This window comes from Mucilaginibacter sp. P2_D11 (genome assembly GCF_056404435.1).
Window position 1 is genome coordinate 352,888 of the sequence record NZ_JBFUEA010000006.1, and the last position, 16,266, is coordinate 369,153.

At 47.6% G+C, this 16,266-nt stretch carries 14 protein-coding genes; 10 read left to right on the forward strand and 4 right to left on the reverse strand.

Annotated elements, in window-relative coordinates; translation table 11 throughout:
• Nucleotides 1-139 precede the first annotated feature (139 nt).
• Complete coding sequence (locus AC1DXC_RS11930; RefSeq protein ID WP_477459381.1) at nucleotides 140-1,273, reverse strand: acyltransferase family protein; 1,134 nt, start codon at nucleotides 1,271-1,273, stop codon at nucleotides 140-142.
• Between the two features lie 211 nt (nucleotides 1,274-1,484).
• Between AC1DXC_RS11930 and AC1DXC_RS11935 the strand changes: the two genes are divergently transcribed.
• Entirely contained in the window at nucleotides 1,485-1,757 is a 273-nt protein-coding gene (locus AC1DXC_RS11935; RefSeq protein WP_477459382.1) for a hypothetical protein, read from the forward strand.
• On the forward strand, nucleotides 1,754-2,515 hold the full coding sequence (locus tag AC1DXC_RS11940) for an MBL fold metallo-hydrolase (protein ID WP_477459383.1): 762 nt from the start codon (nucleotides 1,754-1,756) through the stop codon (nucleotides 2,513-2,515). Before AC1DXC_RS11935 ends, AC1DXC_RS11940 begins: the two co-directional genes overlap by 4 nt.
• A 134-nt stretch (nucleotides 2,516-2,649) precedes the next feature.
• On the opposite strand, the gene AC1DXC_RS11945 is transcribed toward AC1DXC_RS11940, so the two are convergent.
• Nucleotides 2,650-3,105, reverse strand: a complete 456-nt coding sequence (locus tag AC1DXC_RS11945) for a hypothetical protein (RefSeq protein ID WP_477459384.1) — start codon at nucleotides 3,103-3,105, stop codon at nucleotides 2,650-2,652.
• Between the two features lie 63 nt (nucleotides 3,106-3,168).
• A complete protein-coding gene (locus AC1DXC_RS11950) occupies nucleotides 3,169-4,149 on the reverse strand; it encodes a glycoside hydrolase family 5 protein (protein ID WP_477459385.1) in 981 nt (326 codons plus the stop codon).
• Between the two features lie 191 nt (nucleotides 4,150-4,340).
• Here AC1DXC_RS11950 and AC1DXC_RS11955 point away from each other — a divergent pair, with 191 nt between their 5' ends.
• Together AC1DXC_RS11955 and AC1DXC_RS11960 are read left to right on the forward strand one after the other, a co-directional pair.
• Nucleotides 4,341-5,654 carry an alkaline phosphatase family protein gene (locus tag AC1DXC_RS11955; RefSeq protein ID WP_477459386.1) on the forward strand — a complete coding sequence of 438 codons (1,314 nt, stop codon included), beginning with the start codon at nucleotides 4,341-4,343 and terminating at the stop codon, nucleotides 5,652-5,654.
• Complete coding sequence (locus tag AC1DXC_RS11960) at nucleotides 5,638-6,129, forward strand: hypothetical protein (protein ID WP_477459387.1); 492 nt, start codon at nucleotides 5,638-5,640, stop codon at nucleotides 6,127-6,129. Before AC1DXC_RS11955 ends, AC1DXC_RS11960 begins: the two co-directional genes overlap by 17 nt.
• 95 nt (nucleotides 6,130-6,224) lie before the next feature.
• Here the strand turns inward: AC1DXC_RS11960 and AC1DXC_RS11965 are convergent, their stop codons facing one another.
• Complete coding sequence (locus AC1DXC_RS11965; protein ID WP_477459388.1) at nucleotides 6,225-9,362, reverse strand: glycosyltransferase family 117 protein; 3,138 nt, start codon at nucleotides 9,360-9,362, stop codon at nucleotides 6,225-6,227.
• A 273-nt stretch (nucleotides 9,363-9,635) separates the two neighbouring features.
• On the opposite strand from AC1DXC_RS11965, the gene AC1DXC_RS11970 reads away from it, so the two are divergent.
• The 6 genes from AC1DXC_RS11970 to AC1DXC_RS11995 all read left to right on the forward strand — a co-directional run bounded on the left by AC1DXC_RS11970 (nucleotide 9,636) and on the right by AC1DXC_RS11995 (nucleotide 16,197).
• A complete protein-coding gene (locus AC1DXC_RS11970; RefSeq protein WP_477459389.1) occupies nucleotides 9,636-11,276 on the forward strand; it encodes a gliding motility protein RemB in 1,641 nt (546 codons plus the stop codon).
• A gap of 11 nt (nucleotides 11,277-11,287) precedes the next feature.
• On the forward strand, nucleotides 11,288-11,896 hold the full coding sequence (locus tag AC1DXC_RS11975; RefSeq protein WP_477459390.1) for a hypothetical protein: 609 nt from the start codon (nucleotides 11,288-11,290) through the stop codon (nucleotides 11,894-11,896).
• A 202-nt stretch (nucleotides 11,897-12,098) separates the two neighbouring features.
• Complete coding sequence (locus tag AC1DXC_RS11980) at nucleotides 12,099-13,349, forward strand: DUF2130 domain-containing protein (RefSeq protein ID WP_477459391.1); 1,251 nt, start codon at nucleotides 12,099-12,101, stop codon at nucleotides 13,347-13,349.
• Between the two features lie 515 nt (nucleotides 13,350-13,864).
• Nucleotides 13,865-14,515 carry a response regulator gene (locus tag AC1DXC_RS11985; RefSeq protein ID WP_477459392.1) on the forward strand — a complete coding sequence of 217 codons (651 nt, stop codon included), beginning with the start codon at nucleotides 13,865-13,867 and terminating at the stop codon, nucleotides 14,513-14,515.
• A 186-nt stretch (nucleotides 14,516-14,701) separates the two neighbouring features.
• The gene (locus AC1DXC_RS11990; RefSeq protein ID WP_477459393.1) at nucleotides 14,702-15,058 is read left to right on the forward strand and encodes a single-stranded DNA-binding protein; all 357 of its coding nucleotides are present in this window, start codon (nucleotides 14,702-14,704) and stop codon (nucleotides 15,056-15,058) included.
• Nucleotides 15,059-15,132: 74 nt separating this feature from the next.
• Nucleotides 15,133-16,197: a M20 family metallo-hydrolase gene (locus tag AC1DXC_RS11995; protein WP_477459394.1), complete on the forward strand. Its 1,065-nt coding sequence runs from the start codon at nucleotides 15,133-15,135 to the stop codon at nucleotides 16,195-16,197.
• Nucleotides 16,198-16,266 lie beyond the last annotated feature (69 nt).

Consider the following 16,266-nt stretch of genomic DNA (forward strand, 5'->3'; position numbering starts at 1 on the left):
GGTATCGCTTCTGTTCCTACCGCAAAATGTCTGAACTCGAATTTTAAGGAATTTTTCGAATTAACAGAATGCGTCGACCTCGCTTATTAAATTCTGTACTTTCTTAAAATTCTTTAAAATTCGAGTTCAGACAACCTCTCTACACCCTAATATATATCCCCCTCTTATCCAATATCTTCCCTACCACCCAGCATATCAGCATGTAGCTGATGGCAAACAGCAGCGAGCCTATGGCCCCAGGTGCTATTACCTGGTAAAACGAGGTGTTTATCCAATCGAAAAAGCTTACTTTCCCAACCGGCACCATCCAAAAGGCGATGATGAGTATCTCCGAGAGGATATAAATCGGCAGCGGGTTTTTGCCTGCGGTGGTAAAGAAACCGGTCCAGTTGCCTTTGTTCCATCTGCGTACCTCCACAATATATATAAGCGAGGATATGATAAGCAAATCCAGCCCAACCGTTAATAGGGTGAAAGGGCTTGTCCACAGTTTTTTGCCTATCGGGAAATTCATGTTCCAGAAAAGGGCGATGAACAGGAACAGTGCGCCAGTAAGCATCAGTTGCGAAATGGTTTCGTAGCTTTTGCCTTTTTCCTGTATGAATTTGCCGGCATAATAGCCACAGACAACGTTTACAATGGCGGGCAGCGTGCTCAGTATGCCCTCCGGGTCGAAGGCTACGCCTTCACCGTGGTAAAGATGACTATCGCCCAGGATAAATTTATCCAGGTAAGTACCGGCGTTGGTGAGCATGCCGTAAGGGGCAGCCGGATCGCCAAAGGCCAGCAGCAATAACTGATAGCCCACTAATAATACAACGCTGATGACGATAACCACCCTTTTCGATTTGATGAAATACACGATGAGCGACGCGAACAGATAGCAAAGCGCGATACGCTGCAATACACCCATGATGCGGGTGTTGCTGATGGGCCTGAACGCCCAGCCGGCATCAGTATGATCTACAAAGGGGAACCAGTACATCAAATATCCAAGCAGGAAAATAATAACCGTACGTTTAAATATCTTGCCCAGCACCGCGCCCGTACCCATCTGCGCAAACTTGCCCGACGTGAAGCTCATGGCATTACCCACAGCAAAAAGGAAGGAAGGGAACACCAGGTCGGTTGGCGTAAAGCCGAACCAGGCGGCATGTTCCAGCGGGGCGAAGGGTGCCGCGCCGCTGCCGGGCGTATTCACGATAATCATAAAACAAATGGTCATTCCACGGAATACATCCAGCGAGAGGAACCTTTCAGGCTTTTGGCTCATATATCAATAAAAGGGCTAAAATGGTTAAGGGAGAAATTCAAGCACAAGATATAAATAAATCGAAATTAAAAATAGTACTGCGCCATTGATTTGCAAAAAGCATGGATAGTTTTTAAAATAATTTAATAAGCCATTTTACCCACCTTAAAAAAATGGAAAAAGGACGTTCGCGACGCATTTGTAATGGGTAATTATCCTATTTTTGAACCTCATGCTTACGCCTACCAACCATACGCTGGAAAAAATGGAGCTGCTGTTAAAAACAGCCGGCTACCGCGTGCGGTACGAGAAAGGCAACTTTAAAACCGGTGCCTGCCTGCTGCAAAATAGCCGCATGATTGTGGTAAACAAATTTGCCAACCTCGAGAGCAAGATAGCTGCCGTGGCCGATCTGGCCCGCACGCTGGAGATAGACCAGCACCTGCTGGATGAAAAGCAGGCTGCATTTTTGCACCAATTAAAACAAACCACCCTGCAGCTGTGATCATTACCTTCTTAGGAACCGGAACCTCGCAGGGCGTGCCTGTGATAGCCTGCAACTGCGAAGTATGCACCTCTGCCAACGCACAGGATAAGCGCCTGCGCACCTCTATATTGATAGAAGCCGGCGATAAAACCGTGGTAATTGATTCCGGGCCCGATTTTAGGTATCAGATGCTGCGCGCCGGTGTTCAACACCTGGACGCCATTGTTTTTACACATGAGCATAAAGATCATGTGGCAGGTATGGACGATATCCGCGCCTTCAATTACAAGCAACAGGGCCCGGTAGATATCTATGCAGATACCCGCGTGCAATTGGCCCTACGCAGAGAGTTCCCCTATATTTTTGATGATAAGGGCTACCCCGGCATACCGCAGATTGACTTACATACTATTGGCTTGCAGCCTTTCGATATCGGCAGCATACACCTCGTACCCCTGGAGGTGATGCACTACAAACTACCTGTGCTGGGCTTCCGCATAAACGATTTCACTTACATCACCGATGCCAAAACCGTATCAGATGCCGAAAAGCAGAAGATACGCGGCAGCAAGATACTGGTGGTAAACGCCCTTCAAAAAGAAAAACATATATCGCATTTTACGCTGGAGGAGGCGATAGCTTTCGCGCAGGATATTGGTGCAGATACAACCTACTTTACCCACATCAGCCATCGGCTGGGCAAGCACCAGGACATCGCCGCAGAACTGCCGGATGGCATCCGCCTGGCTTACGATGGCCTGAAGCTGGAAATTTAAATTTCCGTAAAAAACGGCTACCACAAGCCATATCCCGGCAAAAAGCGGCAACCAAACCTCCGTAGCCATGCTTAAGGTTTTTATAGAAAACAATCATCTGGTAATAAACCATTAATTGGCAGCAACCCAACCCGTTAATGCAGCTCAACAAAGCTTACCTGGTCTATAGCGCCGCGATATTCTTTTAGGTGGCCTTTCATCTTAACATCTACGCGGCCGCGCAGGGTTACCATCCTATTGTTCATATGCGTATAACTGCCATCTTCGGCATCAAAAAAACCTTTTTGCGTGCCAGCCAGGTATAAAGGGCAATCCTGCGTAAAGTTTACCCAAAGGGCATGGCTATTTCCACGTGCAGAAAAAAGGCTATCGTTTACCAGAGCCGATAGGTCCTTACCTTCGGTGTATCGGCCGGATACCTCCACGTATTGCAGGTTATAATACTTGATGCTATCCACCAGGTTTGCATAGCTCACTTTCTTAAAAACGATGCCTTCGGCGCAATCGCTGGTATAAAGGCGTTTGCTATGCGCGCAGCCCAGGCATACGGCCATTGCCATCATCAGGGTAAAAAAACAAGTTTTTTGCATTCTCACACAATTTACGCATGGCAAACAACAAAAGAGGCATCAACACAATGTTTTACAGCAATATTATTTATTCAACCCGCGCAGTACCTTGCGAATGTAACTGCCCGCCGGTGTAAGCTGTTCCTCCGTCCATCCGCCTGCAACCGGCGCACCGGGTGCTAAAATGGCGGTGGTCTCGTCCTTGTCCGTTAAATTCCAATTGGCCCAGCTCAGGTGGTTGGCTTCCATCCAATCCAGCCAGGCCTTTGTTTTGCCCCGGTCGAATTTGCCGTTGCCGTTGGCCTCGCCTACGCCCCACTCGGTAACCATAAGCGGCAGGCCCATCTGTATAGCTTTATCTGCCCTGGCCCGCAGCGATTCCTGGTGGCTTTTATCCGATGCGTAAAAATGGAAGGAATAAGCAATATTGGCAAAACCGGTAATGGGGCTTGCGGCGGCTATATCCACATCTTGGTCCCAATGCGGGCTGCCTACAATGATCAGGTTATCGGCATCGTACCGGCGTATCTCGGGGATTACCTGCATGGCGTAGTTCTTCACTGTGTCCCAGGATACACGCTCGGGCTCGTTCCATATCTCATAGATTACGTTGGGCACGCCTTTGTAGCGTTGCGCCATCCCGGCAAAAAAAGCCTTGGCCTGCGGGATATGCAGGTTACCGTTATGGTCGTGCCAGTCTATCAGCACATAGATACCGTTTTTAATGGCCGCATCTATCACAGAAAACATCAGTTGTTTTTGCAGGCCGGGCTCTTGCAGGTAGCCATGCCGTGGCTGTACGCCCATAGCGGCGCGGATCAGCGACACCTTAAAATCCGAAGCCAGCCAATCAACAACTACCGGGCTATAATATTTGCGCCCTGCCCATAGGCTCCACGATAAGCTTACGCCACGCAATGCGGGAGGTACGCCATTGCTATTTACGATGGTGCCATTTTTAACAGTTAAAGCACCGTTAACCGCCACCGGCGAGCCCTCGGGTTGGGCAAAAGCGGCACCCGTCATAACCAGGCCCAATACCAACAAAGCGTATTTCTTCATCATTAGTGCAAGATAAGGCTAAGCTTCATGATTTGGCCGAATTTGCCAAAAATTGAGAAGAGAATGCTGAAAATGCAACATACCCCGCCAATGGGCGTTCCTGCTGGATGGACTTGGCCAGGGCTGCAACATTAATGTTATAGTATCAATTTGTTAACTGTATTTATATACTTTTGAAGCCATAGTATCCCCAAATGAAAAAATACAGCATATTAGCGGCTTTAATGATGCTTTGCTTTGCGGGCATCTGCCAAAAGCAGCAGCCTGCAGATACCACCCAAAAAATCGTCGCGGGCCGTAAAAACAGCCTGGCCCAGCAAAAAAAGCCCTACGTAATATTGATTTCTGCCGATGGTTTCCGTTGGGATTATGTGGATAAATACAACGCCCCCAACCTCAAAAAGTTCCGCCGCGATGGGGTGCACGCAAAATCGATGGTACCCTCCTACCCTTCGGTTACTTTCCCCAACCATTATGCGCTGGTAAGCGGGCTTTACCCCTCACACTCGGGCCTGGTGAACAACTCTTTTTACGACCGCGACCGCAACGACAGCTACAGCATGAGCAATAAAGCCAAGGTGGCAGATGGCACCTGGTATGGCGGCACCCCGCTTTGGGTACTGGCCGAGCAGCAGAACATGCTGGCCGCAAGTTTTTACTGGGTAGCATCAGAAGCGGCCATAAAAAACACCCGCCCAACTTATTATTACATCTACAACGAACAGATAGACATGACCCGCCGCATAGGCGCTGTTGTAAACTGGCTTAAGCTCCCAGCCGAAGAGCGCCCGCATTTCATCACTTTTTACCTGCCCCAGGTAGATCATGCCGGGCATACCTACGGACCCGACGCACCCGAAACAGGCCGCGAGGTGCTCTATGTAGATTCGGCGGTGAACGAGTTGTACAAGGCAGTTAAAACTACCGGGCTGGATGTAAACTTCGTCTTCGTGGCCGACCACGGGATGACCCAGGTTGAAAACCAAAGTCCGCTGGGCATACCTGCTGCTATAGATACCGCTAAGTTCAGGATATCGGGCGATGGTACTTTGGTAGAGCTTTACGCAAAGGATAAAACGGCTATCCAAAGCACTTTCGACCAGTTGACCAAAGATGCACAAGGTTATTATAAAGTGTACCTAAAAACCAATATGCCAGCCAAATTCCATTACGGTGCGACAGACGATTGGCACAACCGCATAGGCGATATATTGCTGATACCCGAGTGGCCAAAGGTATTTAACCTGGCCAACCGCCCAAACCTGCACCCCGGCTGGCACGGTTTCGACCCCACCGTTGTGAAGGATATGCACGCCACGTTTTACGCCTGGGGACCAGCGTTCCGCAAGCGCATAACCATCAAAAGTTTCCCTAACGTAGATGTTTATAATATGGTAAGCGAGTTACTCGGCCTAAAAATAACCGACAAAGTGGATGGCACCCGTGCCCTCGCAAAAAAAATACTGGTAAAAAAAGTACTTAAAAGAAGAAATGAAACAATCAATTAAACTACTAGTGCTGCTGCTGTTGCCTGCAGTCGTTTACGCCCAAGACCCCGAAGTGGTAAAAAAACAAGCCACCGTTGTTGCCGATGCTTTGGTAAAAGGCGATTTCGCAACCGTTTTAAACTACACCTATCCCAAGGCATTAGAAATGGGTGGCGGTAAACAAAAAATGCGACAAATGATGGACAAAGGTATGCAGCAGATGAAAACGCAGGGCGTTAGTTTCGAGAGTGTTACCATAGGCATTCCGGGCAAATTTTATAAAGCCGGAACCGAAATACACTGCCTGGTACCTGAGTATATCAATATGAAGTTTGGCACCAGCACAGTGAAAGGTACAAGCAACTTATTAGCCATAAGTGCCGATAAAGGCAAAAACTGGAAATTTGTGGACCTCAACAAAAACACCATACCAATGGTACCCAAAATGTTCCCAAACTTTAATAAGGACCTTAAACTGCCTGAGCCGAAACAGTAAGCTACAACGGCGCATCAAAAAGATCAGGTAATAAAAAAGGCCTCCGCACGATAATCGCGCGGAGGCCTTTACATATCGGTATGTATTGCCTAATGCTACATATTAAACACTACCTGCAGCTTGGTGCGATAGTTTTCTAAGTCGGCACTCAGCGATTTATAAAGCGCATCCTGGTGCTGCTGCTGCGCTGCGCCGGAAAGATCTTCAAGCATCCCCAGTGAGATACGCACATCGCGCGGGTTTAGCCATGATTGGTGGTGTTGCAGGTTGTAGTAATTAAACTGCAGCAGGTCTTTAATATAATCGTGTATGCTATTGGTAAACTTATTGCCCAGGTTTATATCGCCAAGGCGGTAGGCAATTTCGGCCAGGTACGATTTACGCTTCGCAATATCCACATAAGGGTAAAGATCCTCCGGCATTTCCTCATCAAATTTATGCAAGGCCTTCAACGCAAGGTCGCCGTGGCCCTCGGCTGCCAAATTGGTAGCCAGATCCAGGAAGGTGGTCATCATAGCCGGGTAAAACATCGTAACCGATTCGTGATCCAGGTACTTAGCCTTTTTGAAATTGCCGAACCTGAATTTGTTCATCACGTTTTCATACATCACCAGCGTGTTGGTTTTACTATCCTGATTGTGGTTAGCGGTATCGACCTTAAAGGGTATCAGGTGGTAAGCAAACCCTTCTTTGTAAAGGTAAGGCATCAGGCCAACCGTATTACTGGCGCCTATAGTGGTAGTGAAACAGATCGGGCGTTTCCAGTTATTATGGGCCAGTATATCAAACAGGGCCAGGTCCTCTTTAGTTACCCATTCGGCAGGGTATCGCCATTTCATCACGCTATCCAACCGGCCCTTCTGCCCGGGCGTAATCACCTTGTTCTTTAATACATCATCGGCATTAATATTCAGTTTTAAATTTTGGGTTGGCAAATAATTAACATAAGCGCCAGAACTGGTTTGGGCTTGCGCGTTGCGGTCATCAGAAGTAATGAAATTGAAGACCTCCTGTATGGTTGTATAACCTTTTATACCGCTCTCGGTGTAGTGAATAGCATCGCGGATGCCCTCCTTATACTTATCAAATGGCATAGTAATAGGCAGCGGCGCGCTTTTGTTCATGGTTTTCTGCATCTGGCGGATGTACCAATCGGCAGTAAACAGGCTCAGGTTCACCAGGCGCACATCGGGGCGTACACCCTCTACTTCCTGATCGTACCAAAGGCTGTACGTATCGTTATCGCCATAGGTAAACAAAATAGCGTTTGGCGGGCAAGAGATGAGGTAGTTGTAGGCCATATCGTGCGGGGTCATTTTGGTCGACCTGTCGTGCGCCCGCCACTCCTTGCACCCAATAAGCACCGGCCCGCCGGCCAGGCATAAAAGCGTAACCAGTATGCCGAATGCCTTTGGGCTAACCTTGTTGAAGGATGTTTGCAGCTTAATGGCAAAACCCTCTATTTTTTTACTGAACGGAGCGGCTACCCATCCAACTATCATGGCAAAAAATTGAGCAAAACTATCAATAAGCCAGGAAATTATCCCCTTCCTGATATCGCCCAAGCCCATTACTGCCAGCCCTATCCATATGGCAAAGGCATAAAAGGAACCCACGTACGAGTAGTCCCGCTCCCGCGGCTGCACCGATGGCTGGTTTACGTAAAGCACCACCGCTATACCGGTAAAAAACCAAAGCAAGGCAACAATAAGCGCATCGCGTTTTTTGCGGCTGAGCTGATACCCCATGCCCACCAACCCCATCACTAAGGGCAAAGCATAAAGCGGAGTGTAAGTAGGGTTGTTCAGTATTGATTTTGGCAGATGCTTGCCGCCATCGAAGATGCCGCTGGTCCAGTTGCCGTCGTACCATTCGGTGCTTTGCTGGCCGTCCTCATCATTATAACGCCCCACAAAATTCCATAAGAAGTACCTTACGTACATCTGGTATATTTGCCAGCTACCCAGCCAGCTTAGGTTATCTATAAAATTGGGTGCTTGCCCGTCGGGAATTTGCAGCCATTGCTTGTAAAACCCAACGTCGTTAGGGTCCGTGCTGTACATGCGGGGGAAAAGCGTATTATGATCGTACTTGTATTCTAACTTCCTGTCGGCCATTTCGTATTGGCTTTTACCTTTGCGGTAAATGATGCTCCCCTCTACTCTGTCGGTAACGCCAGCATCGAAATAAGGGCCAATGAGGAGTGGGTTATCGCCGTATTGCTCGCGGTTTAGGTAACCATACATCGTAAAGGCATTATCGGGGTGCGAGTTGTTGAGGTTTGGGTTGGCAATGGCACGGATGGGGATATACGCAAACGAGCCGTAACCGAAGTATATAAACGCTACGCAGAGCAATATCAAATTAAGCACCGGCTTTTTGTGCCGGATGCTGTACCATATCCCAAAAACGATGGCCCCTATCAGCAGCAGCAAAAAGAACAAGGCGCCGGTGCCGAAACCGAAGCCGAGGGTGTTTACGAAATAAAGGTCGAAATAAGCAGCAAACTTTACCGTGTAGCCGCGTATGCCATATTGCACCACGCCCAAAACAACCACGCCCACCAAAAAGGCAATGATAGTGCTTTTGGTAGTAATATTTTTTGACCTGCGGAAGTAATAAACCAGCGCGATGGCCGGGATGGTGAGTAAATTCAAGAGGTGGATACCGATTGAAAGACCCATTACATAGGCAATGAAAACAATCCATCTGTCGGCTCCGGGTTCATCGGCGTGGGCCTCCCATTTCAATATAGCCCAAAATACCACAGCGATACAAAGCGACGATAGCGCGAACACAATGGTTTCTACCGCCGAGAACCAGAACGTATCGGTATAGGTAAAAGCCAGAGCACCCACCAGGCCCGAGCCCATAATAAGGTACGTTTGCGCGTTGCCAAAATCCTTTTCGCGCCCGGCTGCCAGCTTTCTGGCCATAGCGGTTATCGTCCAAAACAAAAACATTACCGTAGCGCCGCTGGCAATTGCCGAACCCATATTGGTAAAGAAAGGCACCTTGGCGTTATTGCCAAATGATAGTAAGGAGAACACCTTGCCCAGCATGGCAAACATAGGGTAGCCCGGCTGGTGCGATACCTGCAGGCGATAGGCGCAGGAGATAAACTCGCCGCAATCCCAAAAGCTTACGGATGGTTCTAAGGTTAAGATGTAAGTGGTAGAGGCTATAATAAAGCAAAGCCAGCCTAAAAGGTTGTTGATTTTATTGTATTGCATGTACTACGGATAGCTAGTGGGCGCGGCAAATATCAGTATTTTTATAAGTTATATTAAGAAAAAGCGGCTTACGTTAATAATTTTAACACAAATTAACACGAAGCCTCATCCCAACCCTTCTCCAAAGGAGAAGGGCTCTAAACGGTTGAAATATGCTAAAATTGCAAAAAAGTCCTCTCCTTTGGAGAGGATATAGGTGAGGCTGCGTAAGTATTGATATTTAATTCAATTTCGTACTTTAATGTTACGATAAATAATACTTATTTTGTTGCGATGCAAAAAAACCTGCCCCTGTTACCACGCAAAATCATAACGATAGCCGCTTGCGTACTATTTTTTTCGGGAATAGCTAAGGCTCAGTCGGTTTACCTGCCCCAATCTTACCAGCTGTACCAAAAATTTAATGCCCAGGTTTATTCAAAAAGCAATGGCATGCACACCTCGCTACGCCCTTTTTTGATAGATAGCTCGCTTACCGCCAGATATGACGAATTGATGAACGTTGGCGTAAAAACCGACCGCAAAAACTGGTTTGGCCGCAAGCTGCTGAACGAGCACCTGATAGACGTGCAAACCAAAGATTATACTTTCTACGCCGATATATTGATCGATAACATCTTCGGGAAAGATTTTAAGGACGGTAAAGATGCACCCAGTAATTTTAAACCTTTTGGCTACGCTTTAAAAACGCCTTTGGGCATTAATACCCGCGGTTTCCAGGTAGGCGGCACCATTGGCAAAAAATTCTCTTTCTACACCAGCGCTTACGAAAACCAGGCGATATTCCCCACGTACTACAACGACTACGTAAATGCCAGCGGCTTTGTGCCCGGCATGGCTTATGATCGTAGCTTCGGCAAGGCGCAAAAGGATTGGTCGTATGTAACGGCCCTGTTGTCTTACACGCCTTCTAAGTATTTCAACGTTGCCCTGGGGCAGGATAAAACCTTTATCGGCGATGGCTACCGCTCGTTGCTGCTGTCAGACTTTTCGGCCAATTACCCGCTGTTGCGGATGACAGCCAACATAGGCCCGGTGCAGTATATGATGATGTGGACTTACCTACAGGATATTAAGGCCCCTAAATTCGACGATTTTGGCAGCAACCGCCGTAAATATGCCCTGTACCATTACCTGGACTGGAACGCTACCAAGAGCCTGTCCTTAGGTTTCTTCAACGCAGTTATCACTCCCGAGGCAGACGACCAGGACAACCGCCACGGTTTCGATGTAAACTACATCAACCCGCTGTTCTTTACGGCAGGCAACAATTCGGCTACGCCAAATAACGTATTGTTCGGTTTTACCGGTAAGTATAAAGTGTTCGATAAAAACGCCTTGTATGCCCAGGTTATACTCGACAACCAAAAAACGGCAGCCGGCGCCAGCAAAAGCAGCAATGGCTACCAAATTGGCCTGCGCGGCGGAGACGTGGCCGGTGTAAAGAACCTGAGCTATTTAGTAGAGTTCAACACCGTGAAGCCTTACACCTACTCGGATGCCAACATGCTGGCCAGCTATACCTTCTACGGCGACCCGCTTGCACACCCGCTGGGCGCAAATTTCAGAGAGTTTGTGGGTTTGGTTAACTATTCTATCGGCCGTTTCGATTTCCAGGGGCAGCTTAACTACGCCAAATACGGGCTTGATAATGCAGGCGATAACAATGGCAAAAACATCAATGCGCCATACCCTGCAACACCAAACCTTACGCCCACCGTGGGTCAAGGCCTAACTACCAACCTTTATTACGGCGAGGGTACTGTATCCTTTTTAGTGAACCCTAAATACAACCTCCGTTTTGAATTGGGCGGCGTTTACCGTGCCGAAAAGAACGCACTAGGCGAACGCAAGAACGCCGTTATTACCTTTGGTGTGCGCACAACGTTCCGTAATTTATACCACGATTTTTAAGCAAATTGGAGATGAAACGCTTGCCTTTGCTTTTATTATGCTTACTTGCGTTTTCAAAAGCTTTTTGCCAGGAACTTATCGGTAAAACAAGGCAGGAAGTAAATGCCTACGCAGATCTCAATGGCGGGGTAATAGATAAGAGGGAAATGCCATTGTCAGGAGAGTTTGATTTCCCCGTTACCATATTAATGTGCAAATTCCCCAACGCTGTAAAAGAAAGCACTCCACTCGTTTGGATGATGATTTATATGGCCGGAGACACTTGCTTTAAGTATAAAGCAATGTATGCGCTTCCCGAGCCTGGTATCCCCGTGGTCGAAAAACAAAAAGCATCCTTAATCGCCAAATACGATAAGCCCGGCAGTGAATACACCCGAAAAGGCAAAGAACTCCTATGGCATTCGGATAAAAACAAATTAGACGTGGAACTTACTACAGTATGGCAAGGTGGCATCCAAACGCCGTATTTTATGCTTAACCTATCTAACAGTAATAAAAGGTATAGCCCAAGCAAGCGCAAGCGCCCTCCCTTTACGTTGGATACGGACGACAACCTTACAGATGAACAAGCCCTGGATAGTTTAAAAGTGATGATGCTCCGACTTAAAGGCAATTTTTAAATTCGTTACAAACCTGCTACAACAAATAAGTTGTAAAAACTCTGTGAACCTCTGCGTCTCCTCTGCGTTCTCTGTGTTAAAAAAAATCCTGGCTAATATTTTGAGCATTTTCTCCACAAACCCTTTTTTAATTCGTGTAATTCGATTGAATTAGTGAAATTCGTGTTCACTCAATTCTTGAAATTAGTGTTCAATAATTATTATGGCTACAGAAGTTAAGTGCCCCAGCTGCGGACATGGCTTCCCTATTGAGGAAGTTATGGCCGAGGAATACAAGCAGCAGCTAAGGCTGAAGATGCAGGATTATACCCGCCAGAAAGAAGAAGAATACCGCAAAAAAGACGACGAGTTCGCCAGCCGCCAAAAACTGCAGCAACAGGAGTTTGAGCAACGCCTCAGCACCGAAAAAAAGGCCTTGCAGCTTACGCTGGAAGAAAACCTGCGCAAAGATATCGCCTCCGATTTTGAGAACCAGCTGCTGATGCTCCAAAACTCAGTAAACGCCAGCGCCGAAAAACTCAAAGAATCGCGCCAGAAAGAGCTGGAGTTTTTACAGCGCGAGCAAAGCCTCAGGCAAAAAGAAGAAGAGCTGGAGCTGTCTACCCAACGCAAATTGCAGGAGCAGCGCGCCGAACTGAGCGAACAGATACGCAAACAGGAAACCGAAAAATACTCCATTAAAGATACCGAGCATCAGCTAAAGGTAAAGGAGATGGAAAAGCAACTGGAAGACCAGAAACGCCTGGTAGATGAGATGAAACGCCGTGCCGAACAAGGCTCCATGCAACTGCAGGGCGAAGCGCAGGAGCTGATACTGGAAGAATTGCTGCGCACTTATTTCCCCTTCGATGTGATAAGCGAGGTGGGCAAAGGCGTTCGCGGGGCCGACTGTGTACAAACCGTGCGCAACCAGTTTGGGCAGGAATGCGGCAAAATTATATACGAAAGCAAACGCACCACCGCCTTCGGCGGCGATTGGATAGACAAACTGAAGAAAGATATGCGTGCCCAGGGCGTTGATGTTGCCGTAATAGTAACCCAATGCTACCCAAAAGGCATGGACTGCTTCGGCGAGCGCGATGGGGTATGGATATGCAGCTTTGATGAGGTAAAGGCCGTAAGCTACATCCTGCGCGATGGCGTGATAAAGCTGTCTAATCTGGCCAAAGCACAGGACAACAAAGGCGATAAGATGCACCTGCTGTATGATTACCTCACCAGTGCTGAGTTTTCGGAGCAATGGAAGGCTATCCGCGAGGGCTACATGAGTATGCGCCTATCGATACAAAAAGAACGCGATGCCATGGAGAAAATGTGGAAAGCACGCGAAAAACAGCTGGATAAGGTGTTGCTGAACGCGGCGCATATCAAAGGTTCGGTAGAGGGCATAGCCGGCAGCGATATGATACATTTGAGCCTCAGCGACGACGACGACCCGTTGTTGCTTGAATAATGGCAGGCGTTTTACAGCGTAAACGCAAAAACTTTATTGATTTTTTAATGTGTGGGGCGGAGATAAGGTTGTTTTACTAACGGTAAGGCCCCTGGCCCAGGTAATAGCACATGAATAGGCAGCACCTCAGGAATGCAAATCGGCATTGCAAAATGAGAGACGCAAAATATTGCGTCTCTACGGCGAAAAATCAAAAAATCTGGTAGGGTTGCCGACACGTAGAGACGCAATATTTTGCGTCTCCCGCATGCAAATCATCCACGCAAATCACTTGGCCCCCGCGCATTGCGATGGGTATGCCTTTTCATGGGATATTACTCTTGTTTATAGGCTATTAACCAACGCTTGGCTGAGGGGACTTAAGGTCCCCATTGTGTTTTAATACGCCTGTTTCGGTTTATTCCCAATGTATGGCGTTAATGCAAGGCTTTATCCGTAGTTTTACTTATTCTTTGCTATTTCCACCAGTATACTTCCCGGTACCTTTTCATTACATAATTCTTAGTATTTCTTTAATGATAAAAATTCTGCTGGCCGAAGGTCATACGGTAGTACGTAATGGTATTAAATCCCTTTTAGAAAAAGAAACAGATATAGCCGTTATTGCTGAGGTTGGAGACGCGGAATCTGCTTTGCATTGGCTCAAAGAAAACCCTGCACCGGATGTTGTTATTACCGCCATAACTTTCCCCCTGCTGAATGGCATCCAGCTTACTGCCGAAATAAAGCGGGCATACCCGGCCGTAAAAGTGGTAATACTGTCCCGTATCGACGAAGAAAAATACATACTGCAAGCCTTCAGGGCTGGTGCTATGGGTTACTTACTAAAAAGCGTGAACGCCGATGAGCTCATTTTTGGCATACGCCATGTGGCAAATACCAATCAACGTTATCTATGCAATGAAATAGCCCTTAAACTGCTGGATAAATTATTGCAATTAACCCCAACAGCAGATGGTGTTGGATTACCTACAGACCTTTCCAAACGTGAGATAGAGGTGCTGGTACTGATATCGCAAGGCTTTACAAACGAAGAAGTTGCCGGCAAGCTGTTTACCAGCAAGCGCACTATCGAAAGCCACCGCCAAAGTCTTATCAACAAAACAGGCACCCGTAATACAGCAGCGTTGGTGCGTTATGCCGTATTAAATCAAATCATCGGATAACAAGGCTCCCCCCCACCAATAGCTAAGCGCGGCTGTCAGGCAAAGCATACCGCATAACTCGCGCGCTGGCCTCAATACGCCCTGCCCCCATAAATAGGTATTTATTACCAACTAAATAAGTATTTATACTAGCCGTAAGTTTTTTACAAACCCGAAATTTTGTTTTGCAAAGGATGGGCCTACAGGATGCTTAGTAATTCGGGAGTAAACAAAGTAATTTTATTGGGTATAGCAGAAGGGCCATTCGAACAAAAAATGGTAGGCGGCCTGCGGTTTTTATGTTTTAGTATAATGACGGCAGAGCAAATGAAAAAGGGCACTAATTACGTCGAGCATCGCGAATCCCACCGGATACGGATTCCGGAAAAATTATTCACGCCCGAGGTAATGGGTTTAGCCAATGGCATTACCTTGTTTATAGAGGGCCGCATCAGCACCACATCGTACATAGACGACCAACGGATAAAACGTTATAATTTAGATATCGTTGCCAGCAAAATAGATGTTTTAGGCATGGTTGACGTGAGCCTGATAAAATCATAAACCCACAAAGCTATTTACCTTTCCGTAAAAAAGCAGTAATTTTGCCGGCATCATCGGGAATATTCCCGGCATCTATGGCAGATATAGCAACCCTTCAGCAACAGGCAGTCACCCTGCTCCAGCAACTGATTTCGATACCCTCTTTTAGTAAAGAGGAAGACCGCACGGCCGACCTTATAGAACAAACCCTGCAGCAACACGGCGTACAAACCCACCGCAAGCTCAACAACATATGGGCCTGGAACAAACATTTCGATGCTGCAAAACCCACTATCCTGCTCAACTCGCACCACGATACCGTTAAACCAAACTCCGGCTACACCCGCGACCCTTACGATGCCAAAATAGAAGGTGATAAACTTTTTGGCCTGGGCAGCAATGATGCCGGCGGTTGCCTGGTATCGCTCATCGCGGTGTTTTTATATTACTTCGACGCAGCGGATCTAAAATACAACTTCTGCCTGGCTACCACCGCCGAGGAAGAAATATCCGGCGTAAACGGATTGGAGCTCATCATCCCCGATCTGGGCGAGCTTGATTTCGGCATAGTAGGCGAACCCACCCTCATGGACCTTGCCGTTGCCGAGCGCGGCCTGATGGTACTGGATTGCACCGCCCATGGCAAAGCCGGCCACGCCGCCCGCGAAGAAGGCGAGAACGCCATTTATAAGGCACTGGCGGATATCGAGTGGTTCCGCAACTACAAGTTCCCTAAAGAATCGGAAGTGTTCGGGCCGATAAAGATGTCGGTAACCATCATCAACGCAGGCTCGCAGCATAACGTGGTGCCCGCTACCTGCACCTTTACGGTAGATGTACGCGTAACCGATGCTTACCGCAACGAGGAAGTGCTGGAGATTATCCGCGAGCATGTTGCTTGCGACGTTAAGCCGCGCTCCATCCGTTTAAAACCATCTAAGATAGATAAGAACCATCCGTTCGTACAGGCCGGCATCAGCTTAGGCCGCACACCATACGGCTCCCCTACTACATCCGATCAATCACTGCTGGATATCCAATCCATCAAAGTCGGCCCCGGCGATAGCGCACGTTCGCACATGGCAGATGAGTTTATTTATGTGGACGAGATTGGCAAAGGGATAGCGCTGTATGTGGAGATGCTGGATAAGATAGTTTAAGAGAATTTTAGATTTACGAATTACGATTTTAGATTTGTTGCAAAGTTGGCGATATCAAGAAAAGCTTGA